General features: G+C 62.7%; 6 protein-coding genes. 4 read left to right on the forward strand and 2 right to left on the reverse strand.

The window, feature by feature from the left end; genetic code table 11:
• Window positions 1–99: 99 nt before the first annotated feature.
• Window positions 100–690 (reverse strand): TetR/AcrR family transcriptional regulator, encoded by a 591-nt coding sequence (locus tag EN780_RS28095; protein ID WP_127309368.1) that lies wholly within the window; start codon window positions 688–690, stop codon window positions 100–102.
• A gap of 96 nt (window positions 691–786) precedes the next feature.
• Here EN780_RS28095 and EN780_RS28100 point away from each other — a divergent pair, with 96 nt between their 5' ends.
• From EN780_RS28100 to EN780_RS28110, 3 genes are all read left to right on the forward strand, one after another.
• On the forward strand, window positions 787–1,317 hold the full coding sequence (locus EN780_RS28100; RefSeq protein WP_128275925.1) for a DinB family protein: 531 nt from the start codon (window positions 787–789) through the stop codon (window positions 1,315–1,317).
• A 631-nt stretch (window positions 1,318–1,948) separates the two neighbouring features.
• On the forward strand, window positions 1,949–2,332 hold the full coding sequence (locus EN780_RS38550; protein ID WP_145966837.1) for a histone: 384 nt from the start codon (window positions 1,949–1,951) through the stop codon (window positions 2,330–2,332).
• A 270-nt stretch (window positions 2,333–2,602) separates the two neighbouring features.
• On the forward strand, window positions 2,603–3,199 hold the full coding sequence (locus EN780_RS28110) for a glutathione S-transferase (protein ID WP_127283684.1): 597 nt from the start codon (window positions 2,603–2,605) through the stop codon (window positions 3,197–3,199).
• Window positions 3,200–3,297: 98 nt separating this feature from the next.
• Here the strand turns inward: EN780_RS28110 and EN780_RS28115 are convergent, their stop codons facing one another.
• Entirely contained in the window at window positions 3,298–3,969 is a 672-nt protein-coding gene (locus EN780_RS28115; RefSeq protein ID WP_210215057.1) for a hypothetical protein, read from the reverse strand.
• Window positions 3,970–4,226: 257 nt separating this feature from the next.
• On the opposite strand from EN780_RS28115, the gene EN780_RS28120 reads away from it, so the two are divergent.
• Window positions 4,227–4,560: TfoX/Sxy family protein (locus EN780_RS28120; RefSeq protein WP_133372744.1), on the forward strand; the 334-nt coding region annotated here is incomplete at its 3' end.

The following is a 4,560-nucleotide window of genomic DNA, read 5'->3' on the forward strand; positions in this document are numbered from 1 at the left end:
GGTTCTTCCTCGGTGAGCAACTGACGCCGCGCCGCGTCGGCGCCTGCGCCGTCGTCGCGCTCGGCGCCATCTGCCTCGGCTATCAGGCGTGAGCGGCGATCATCCTGTCCGCGTTGCGGAGAGGTAAGCGCAGATCAGCTCGACCAGCTGCTTGCGAAGCTCCGGCGCGTCCAGCATGTCGCGTCGCGCCGCATTGTGGATCACGCCCTCGACCGCCGACGACAGCACGCGCGCGATCGTCTCGACGTCTTTCCGGCGTCGGCGATACTGCGCCACGGCGGCCGTGTAGTGTTCGAGATAGCGGGCCTGGAACGAGGCATGCGCGGCGCGCGAGCCGCGGTCGCCCGGGGCTTCGTCGAGCAGCACCTGATGCAGCGTCGGATGGATGCTGTGCGCCTCGATCATGCCGCGCACCAACTCCTGCGCGAATCGCCTGAGCGGTTTGCCGCCTTCGGCTGATTCGGCGATCACCGACAGCACCTGATCGAAATGGCGGCGCCGGATCGCTTCGAGCAGCGACAGCTTGTCGGGAAAATATTGGTAGAGCGAGCCGATGCTGACGCCGGCCGCCTCGGCCACTTTGTTGGTGGTGAAGCCGGCCCATCCGAGCTCGCTCAGAACATGAGCACCTGCCTCGATGATCGCCTCGACGGTTGCCCGCGAACGCGCCTGGCGCGGCACCTTACGCATGCGCATGCGCGGCTTTGCAATGCGAGTAGACATGTTTGCTCCACCTCGCGAAAATATAAACAACATACTCACATTTCGAAAAAAGGAACACCGGCCATGAGCGCGCTTGACTTGCTTCGCAGCCTCTTCGCCTATCAAGCCTGGGCCAACGACGAACTGCTGGAGAAGCTCGCTCACCTCGACCCTGATGCGCACGCGAAGGAGCGCCACGCAGCGATCCGTCTCCTCAACCACAACCTTGTCGTCTCGAAGATATTCGCCGCGCATCTTTCCGGCACGCAACACGGCTTTGCCTCCGACAACACCGAGGAGACGCCGTCGCTCGACACGTTGCACGGCGATGTCGCGGCGATGGATCGCTGGTATCGCGACTATCTGCAAACCGTCTCGCCTAATCTACTCTCGGAGCCGATGCCGTTCGCCTTCACCGATGGCGACAAGGCGATGATGTCGCGCCAGGAAATGCTGACCCATGTCGTCATCCACGGCGGCTATCATCGCGGCGAGATCGGCCGCATCGTCGCGCAAATCGGCGTCACTCCGCCCTGGGACACATTTGCCGTCCATCTCCATCAGACCGAGCCGTCGCGAAGACTGCAGTTGGTGTCAGAGCCGGCCGCGCTGTGACGGCCCGAAAGCCTTGCATTTCAAGGGAAAAGTGGCTGCGCAGAGCGGGAGACACGGCAGTCCTTCGCGCGCCATTCAATCCTGCAGCATTGGCGACTGACGAAAGCCGGCGGGACCGCCAATCTCCCCCAAGTGAGGAGTTGAGGACCGGTACCGTGTAGCGAACGGAAAGCCAACGGTTTGGCTTGCCGAGTGACGAAAGTCGGCGGCACAGAGAGTGGCGTTGTCCTGCAGTGAATGCTGCTTCACCGCCACTTAGTTCGGGCAGAACATATACGAGCTAAAAGCTCGCATTAAGTTTTAAGTTGTTCTGCAGTCGCTCTATCAAGCAAGCCGATACGACAGCTCTTCGGGTGAACGCGCACGACCGCCGCCGTAGCAGGAGTTCCCATGCTTGACGAGAAGATCGCATGAGTCGCGAGGCTTCAAATTTCTCTCGCGGAAGTTCGCGGCGGGCTGCGAAGAATCTCTGCGCACTTTAGTGCCGATCATTGCGAGCATGCTTTCGCCGTAACCGAAATTTAATCTGCGAAATTCAGTGTAATGCTTCGCTGGCTAGAAAGCCGCGAGTCAGATATGCATGAGCATGCCGGATCACTGACGATCGCCGGCAAAACGCAAGGGGCATCGCATGGCAAAGACGACAAGCAAGGCGCCGGCGGCGAAAGCGCCGGCAAAGAAAGCGGCACCGAAGGCTGCCGCGAAACCCGCAGTGAAGAAGGCAGCGCCGAAGGCAGCCGCCAAGGCTCCGGCGAAGGCAGCGGCGAAACCCGCCGCCAAGAAGCCGGTCGCCAAGGCCGCGGCCAAGCCCGCCGCCAAGGCAGCGGCGAAGCCCGCAGCCAAGGCAGCAGCGAAGCCTGCCGCCAAGGCAGCAGCGAAGCCTGCCGCCAAGAAGCCTGCAGCCAAGGCAGCGGCCAAGCCCGCCGCCAAGGCACCGATGAAGGCGGCCGCCGCCAAGTCGGCGTCTGCAGTGAAGAAGGCAGCTCCGGCAAAGAAGCCGGCCGCCAAGAAGTGATCGCGTAGCTTCGCTCGCGACAAGGACAGGTGAGGGCGGGTGCCGTCGGTGCCCCTCTCGCCGGTTCGGCGTCACTGGCGAAGCTGGAGCGCACGCTCCCCCTAAAGCTCCCGGGACTTTGCCGTCGGCAAACTTCCGGGAGCTTTTTTGTTGTCCGGCTTCGCCAGCAATTCGTTGCCGGCGCATTGGCTGTCCGGTTTCGCGACACTGGCCGTTGTCTTGCCGGCCATGATCGGTCAACAGTGCGCGCAGACAATCAGGAACCCGACCATGCCGAAGCTGCTCTACGCCTCCACCTCTCCCTACAGCTCGAAGGTCCGCATGGCCGCGCTCTATGCCGGCATCGCCATCGACCTCGTGCCGGTCAAGACCGAGGAGAAGCCGGCCGAATTGATCGGCGCCAATCCGCTCGGCAAGATCCCCGTGCTGGTCCTCGACGACGGCCGCTCGATCTACGACAGCCGCGCCATCACCCAGCACCTCAATCGCGTAGCGAAGAACGCGCTGTTCCCGCGCAACCCCGACAAGCGGCTCGAGGCCGAGGTGCTGGAGGCGCTGGCCGACGGCATCTGCGATTGCGCTCTGTCGATGGTCTACGAGCGGCGCACGCGGCCGGAAGAGATGGTCTATCAGCCCTGGCTCGATCGCCAGTGGGCGAAGATCACCACCGCGCTCGACCTGCTCAACGCCAACCCGCCGAAGCTGCCGAAGAAGATCACCGCCGGCCAGATGGCGCTGCGCGCCACGCTCGGCTATCTGGCGCTGCGCTTCGCCGGCAAATGGGAAAAGGGCCGCGGCCGCCTGACCCGCTGGGCGGCGCGCTTCGACGAGAAGTTCCCGGAACTGAAGCCGGCCGTGCCAGGCTGAGAACTGCGATCTCCCCGGTGGGACGCTTGTGTGGAGAGTGACCGTCATGGTCGCTCTGCGACACGCCTTTCCTGAACTGCCTTGCGTTGCGAGCCTTTTCAGGAAGGGGCAAGACCTGGATCAGGCTCGCCCGGCGTTGACGACGCCGGGACCGGGATGTTCCCCGAGGCGCGGCGTAGCAAGAAGTTTGCGATTAGAAACGCCTGTCCGAGAACTGCCGCGTATCCGGCCAGGATAAGCGCGCACGGAACGACGAAGTTCAGTTGCGGCGCCGCGCCGAGCACTACGGGCATCGTCCAGGACACAAGGGAGACGACGCCGCAACCAACCAAAGTGCTGTACATGCGGGGTGTCATGCCGACAAGGAGTTGGCTGCCGATCCGCTGACGCACAAAAGGTATGACCAGTTTGTGGATGGCGACGCCATTGAGGGTAAGGATCGCAACGATCACGACCTTTGCCCAGATCTTCGGGTTTGTCAGTTTTTCCGGCTCAGCGAAGTGATACAGCACGAGGAATCCCAGCCCCGATACCCAAAGCAGACCGAGTCCCAGAGCCACGAACTTGCTGACCCACTCCACATTGTCGGCGAGTTCGGTCGTCACCGGGGTCTTTCGGTAGCGTGAAAACATGAGATCGAGGAAGACGGCCCCTCCGAACCCCAAAGTCAGACCCGCAAAATGAACCAGCCTGAGGCAGGTTCGGGCGTAAGAGGCCAGTGTGACCGGTGAGACGATGAAGATTTCAGGACCGTTCATGTTGCCCGCCAAATGACATCCGCGCGTGCCCGCCGACCGGGAACGTCTCTTTTGTTGAATGACTTTGGCTGAGGCCACCCAGGAGGGGACGCGCCGTTGGCTTGGTGGCTCGCCTTAGATTAAGATGATTATTTAAGTCAAGAATAATTGCAGCCTTTGGAAACGCCTTCCGTCGCCGGGTGGATCGAGAATTCCGCCCTTGCTTCCGGCTTGAATCTCCTCCTGCTTTCATGCTTGCTTGACGCCGCGCATTTCGCGGAGGGCTGAGCATGGCGAAGTCAGTCACCAAAACCAGCGTCGCGCCAGATCCCATGGTCGAGCGCCTGCGTGCAGCCCTTGGCCGGCGCGCCTTCGCCGAACAGAAGATGTTCGGCGGCATCTGCTTCATGCTCAACGGCAACATGCTGATTGGCACCTCGAAACGCGGGCTGCTGGTTCGCGTCGGCAAGGCGGCGCATGAAGCGGCGGTCGCCCGTCCGCATGCGCGCCCGATGGAAATGGGAGGGCGCGGGATGGAGGGTTACGTCCACGTCGCGCCGGAAGGCACCGCGAGCGCAGCCGATCTCGCCAGCTGGCTCGAACTCGCGCTGGCCTTCGTCGAGA

The organism is Mesorhizobium sp. M4B.F.Ca.ET.089.01.1.1 (assembly GCF_004022605.1).
Lineage (GTDB): Bacteria > Pseudomonadota > Alphaproteobacteria > Rhizobiales > Rhizobiaceae > Mesorhizobium > Mesorhizobium abyssinicae.